Below are 5,263 nucleotides of genomic sequence, written 5' to 3' on the forward strand. Positions count from 1 at the left end.
AGGTGGTCAATTACCTAATTTTCAGGGAAAAAATCCCTAAATTTTCCCCCCAATCACTCCAATGGTAGGCACTTTTTCAGGGAAAAAAAGTCTAAAAGCCTTATCCAACAAGGTTTTTAGATTTATTCAGCAAACCCTAAGTAAGTGGGTGTTAATTCAGTTATCAGTGAACAGTGGCAAGCGGGGAAGTGGGTAAGTGGGGAAGCGGTCTCATCACCCTATTACCCCAAAACCCTATCACCCTATCTCCTCATTCCTGACGACCGACTCCAGACCGCCGATTACTGATTTGACATTTGGGCGGTGATTACGGTGAGATCGATCGCCCTTTCACCCCTTCTGATTCTTAGGGGTAAAGACTGACCGATGCCGGTTTTTTCCACCATTTCCTGTAACTCAGTGCCATCGCTAACCGGTTGATTATTAGCTTTGACAATCACATCCCCGCGACGGATCCCGGCTTTTTCGGCGGGGGTATTGGGTAAGACTTTCACCACCAAAATTCCCGACACTTCCGGCACGATCATCGAAGAATTGGGGTTTTGATTATTAGCCCGGGCTAAATCGGGAGTTAGATTAACCATCTGCACACCGATATAGGGATGGGCCACCTTTTGACCTGATTCTAGGGTCGCTTGTAACTGCTTGGCCCGGTCGATGGGAATGGCAAAACCGATCCCCATGGCATCAGCACGAATCGCCGTATTGATGCCGATGACTTCCCCTTGGGCGTTGAGTAAAGGACCGCCGGAATTGCCCGGGTTAATAGCGGCATCGGTTTGGATAAAATCAATGCGTTTATCGGGAATACCCGCCTTAGCCGCCGAGCGCCCGATCGTGCTAATAATTCCTAAAGTTACCGTATTATCTAGACCGACGGGATTGCCTACTGCGATCGCCCAGTCCCCCACTTGTATGGATGAGGAATTGCCGAGGACGGCTACAGGTAATTTTTCCCCTTGGGGATTAATTTTCACCACGGCTAAATCAGTGATCTCATCAGTACCGCGTACTTCTCCTTTGAAGCTACGACCATCTTTTAAAGTTACCGTTACCTTATCGGCATTATCGACCACATGGGCATTAGTTAAGATTAAACCACTGCCATCGATAATAAAACCCGATCCCTGGCCCGCCACTCGCTGCTGGGTGGGAACACGAAACTGTTCCCCAAAAAACTCCTGAAAAAAAGGATCATCAAAAAAGGGGCTATTGGAACGAGTAATGATCGCTTCGGTGTCAATTCGCACCACTGCCGCACCCGTGCGGGCCACTGCCTTAGCGACAAAACTTTCCGCCGTCATCTCCGGGGGGATTCTGGCCAGATCGGCGGCAGCAGTGGGCAGATTTTGAGCATTTACCGCCGCTAAACTGCTAAAACCGAGCATAACTCCCAGAAAAGTTGCCAAAGCGTGGGTAATAGTTCGCCGTAACCCTGTAGGAAGTTTCATACTTTGATCTCTGATTCTGATGTTTTAACTGTTTCTGTCTATCGGTTGACAGACCGACTATTAAAAATCTAACAAATCGATCGCTCCGATTAAATCGATGGTTGACACCAAATCCGCCAGCAGACGGATTTGGTCATGGTTTGCCGTTTACTAGGGCTGGCTGAATAAATCTAAAAACCTTGTTGGATAAGGCTTTTAGACTTTTTTGACCTCAAAAAGTGCCTACCATTGGAGTGATCGGGGGTAAAATTCCTGGACTTTTTCCCTGAAAATTAGGTAACTGACTACCTCAAAATCGCTAAAACCCCACACCCCACACCCCACACCCCACACCCCACACCACGAAAAACTTTTTCAGCAGACCCTAACTAATCTCTGATCACTAGGGGCGATTGCAGGGTAATATTTAAATCTCGATCGGGGTTAACAGAGTATAACTGCACGGAACTACCACCAACAATTCCCGCCGTCGGTAAACCCCATCCCGCAAGGGTTCCCACGGCTGCCCCCGCTAAGACATCGAGAACTTCGATCTTGCGATCGCCAGTAACAGCAGCGATCGCTGTGGCTGCCCCCGCACCGGCGACGGTTCCCGCTAAGATATCTTGAGTTTTTGCCCCTTTACGCAGGGTTTCAGTGGTAGTAATTAATCGCGAAGTGGCATTGAGGGGGATAATGCGATTGCCCCCATCTAGGCCAATTTCATCGGCAATAAACCGCACACCTCGGCCTGCTGCTTCTAAAGTACCCTTAACTTCACTTCCCGCTGCAATCACCACACTCCCATTCCGGTCACGAATATCTCTGGCTACGGTTAAAGTCAGAGGAATAACATCACTTTTAGAAACTAAAATTTTATCGGCTTTCTCGTAATTCAAAGGGATAACTGTTCCGGCCGGAATCGAGATTTGTTGAGCGATCAGACGTGGCCGATTAATATTACTTTGAGCGAGGACGGGAAAAGTACCGGACATCGACCCCATGAGCAGGGTAATCAGTAAAGCTGTGCCGGCTCTAGTAACGGGATTGATAGACATAGCGGTTATCCTCTCAAAAAACAACAGTGAACCTTCTCTGTTTCTAGATTATTTTTTTCTGTCTGTCATGTCAGTCCCCTCCACAGGGAATTTTTTCCCTATAGAGAGGGAAAAAAGTAGAATGGGAGAGTTGCCGCATTTTGTCCAGCGACCGCAAAAGAAAGCCGAAAAGCCTAGAATAGTAAAAAACCCTGGATTGCCATCGTCTATGGAACTCGCTGCCGGAAAAATCCTTAGTCATCGCTACCAAATTATCCGTCAATTGGGAAAAGGGGGATTCGGACAGACTTTCTTGGCCTGCGATCGCCAGTTACCCAATCAAAATCGCTGTGTGATCAAACAATTTCAACCCCAGTGCCGGAATGCCGAAACTGTAGCCATCGCTAGACGACTGTTTGAAACCGAGGCGAAAATCCTGCAAGAATTGGGCAATCATCGCCATATTCCCCGTTTATTTGCTTATTTTGAGGAAAATGGGCAATTTTTCCTCGTGCAAGAATACATTGAAGGGGAAGATTTAGCCACAGAAATTACTGCCGGTGTCTATAGGCAAAATGAAGAGAAAGTAGTGGCTTTATTAACAGAAATTCTCTCAATTCTCGAATTTGTCCATCACAAACAGGTGATCCATCGCGATGTTAATCCCTTCAATCTTATTCGTCGCAGCCAAGATGATCAATTGGTTTTAATTGATTTTGGTGCTGTCAAACAAATTAGCAGTCAAGTAGTTAAAGAAGGTAAAACCGTTTCTACAGTCGCTATCGGTACCCCCGGTTATTTCCCCAGTGAACAGGCCCAAGGTTATCCCCGTTTTAGTAGCGATATCTATGCCACTGGTATTATTGGATTACAAGCTTTGACCGGTAAAGCTCCCGAAGATATTCCATTGGATGCTCGCACGGGGGAAATTCTCTGGCAACATTTGGCCATGACTAGCGCCGAGTTTAGTGATGTTATCGAGCGCATGATCCGCTATGATTTTCGTCAGCGTTATACCAGCGCCAGTGAAGCATTAATCGCTCTGAGAAAATTAGGAAAAATTCATCATCTCGATCCGAAAACTACCCAGGCGGTGAAACCCCAAGGTCGAGTTGCTCGTCAAGGGAAATCTTGGCTAACAAAAATCTTGTTTGTCTCTGGGACAATTGGTTTAATAGCTGGTGCTTATCTGGGTTTTGATTATTGGCAAAATTCTCGTAATTCTCTTAGTTACTATCAACAAGGTCAGACTTTTTATCAACTTAAACGCTATACTGATGCCCTTAATTCCTATGGTAAAGCCTTAAAAATTAATCCCGATTATCTTGAGGCATTGCAAGGACAAGCCGATGCTTTATTAGCTTTAAAAAGATACTCGGAAGCTTTAAATACCTACGAAAAAGCTATTCAAATTAACCCGGATTCCGCTTGGCAAGCTTGGCTCGGTCGCGGGAAAGCTTTAGATAAATTAGGCAAAAATCAGGAGGCTTTAGAAAGTTTTGAGCGGGTCTTATCTCTTAATCCTGCTGCTAGTCAAGCTTGGCAAGGTAAAGCCGATATTTATCTGGAACTGCAACAATATTCCGCCGCCCAAAAAGCTCTTGAAAAATTGTTAACTTTTCAAAAAAATGATGCCAAAATATGGTATAAAAAAGGCTGGTCATTACAAAATCTTGAGGATTATGAAGGGGCAGTTAAAGCCTACGATCAGGCTCTAGCGATCGAATCGGATAATGCCTTAATTTGGTATCAAAAAGGTAATAGTTTGTATCAATTAAATAAAATTAATGATGCTTTAGAAAGTTATAGCAAAGCCGGACAATTTAATCCCCAATTTTCCCAAGCTCACTATAGTCAAGGGATTATTCTGCAAAAATTAGGCCGCAACTCAGAAGCTTTGGAGGCATTTAATCAAGCAACTAAAGCCAATTCTAATTATTATCAAGCCTGGTTAAATCAAGGGGCATTACTTCATCAACTGGAAAGATTTCAAGAAGCGATCACATCCTACGAAAAAGCTCGCCGCATTTCTTCCCAAAAAGCCGAAGTTTTTATCGGTATCGGTAACGCTTGCTATCGTTTAGGCGACAATTCTCAAGCCATAAATGCCTATCAACAGGCGATTCAAAGACAAAAAGATAACCCCGAAACATGGAAAAGTTTAGGCAATAGTTGGTTTAAACTCGGTCAATACGAGCGAGCGATTCAAGCTTATCAAGAATCACTTCGTTATCGTTCCAATGACCGAGAAGTGCAAACACAAAAACAACTGGCAGAAACTCGCTGGCAAGAACTTCAGCAATCTCCCCAAAACCAAACCCCCAAAGTCGATAGGGAGGAACCGGTTCCCTAACTTCCGCTCTTTTTCTGGAGCTTTATCCCTTTTTACCGCTATTTCTCGGCAATAATTCCCGTCCTTGATAAAACTGTTTTTTCAGTTCTCCCAAGTGCCAATAAGCTCCCACCATATCTTTTTGTCTCCCGTTTCGTCTATAATCACCATTATTTCTTACCCATCGGCCAGATTTAGAATTAATTTTAATCTTCTATTTCTCACTTCTTCTACTGACCAGGGTGCCTCGGTTAAATCGTAGTCTAAATTATCTAATTGTCGGATATTAAAAGTCATAACTCTAGTTTTCCTCCCAGGCTTTACTTTAATTTTAGGGGATTAGCTGACCGACAGCCAAACTGACGCTAAAATAGTCTTTGCTGTCCGGGGTTGTTGCTTGCTCCTGACGGTGGTTGTAACCGGTAACTGAACATGACTTCGATTCGTCAACTGCATCAACAACT

At 44.6% G+C, this 5,263-nt stretch carries 3 protein-coding genes; 1 reads left to right on the plus strand and 2 read right to left on the minus strand.

Annotated elements, in window-relative coordinates; translation table 11 throughout:
- Positions 1–281: 281 nt before the first annotated feature.
- Positions 282–1,451 (minus strand): HhoA/HhoB/HtrA family serine endopeptidase, encoded by a 1,170-nt coding sequence (locus tag IM450_RS07110; protein WP_287668977.1) that lies wholly within the window; start codon positions 1,449–1,451, stop codon positions 282–284.
- A gap of 368 nt (positions 1,452–1,819) precedes the next feature.
- Positions 1,820–2,488, minus strand: a complete 669-nt coding sequence (locus IM450_RS07115) for a hypothetical protein (protein WP_287668980.1) — start codon at positions 2,486–2,488, stop codon at positions 1,820–1,822.
- Between the two features lie 208 nt (positions 2,489–2,696).
- Here IM450_RS07115 and IM450_RS07120 point away from each other — a divergent pair, with 208 nt between their 5' ends.
- On the plus strand, positions 2,697–4,820 hold the full coding sequence (locus tag IM450_RS07120) for a serine/threonine-protein kinase (protein ID WP_287668983.1): 2,124 nt from the start codon (positions 2,697–2,699) through the stop codon (positions 4,818–4,820).
- The last annotated feature ends 443 nt before the right edge of the window (positions 4,821–5,263 follow it).

Origin of the sequence: Microcystis sp. M083S1, assembly GCF_020246405.1 — a bacterium.
Lineage (GTDB): Bacteria > Cyanobacteriota > Cyanobacteriia > Cyanobacteriales > Microcystaceae > Microcystis > Microcystis aeruginosa_C.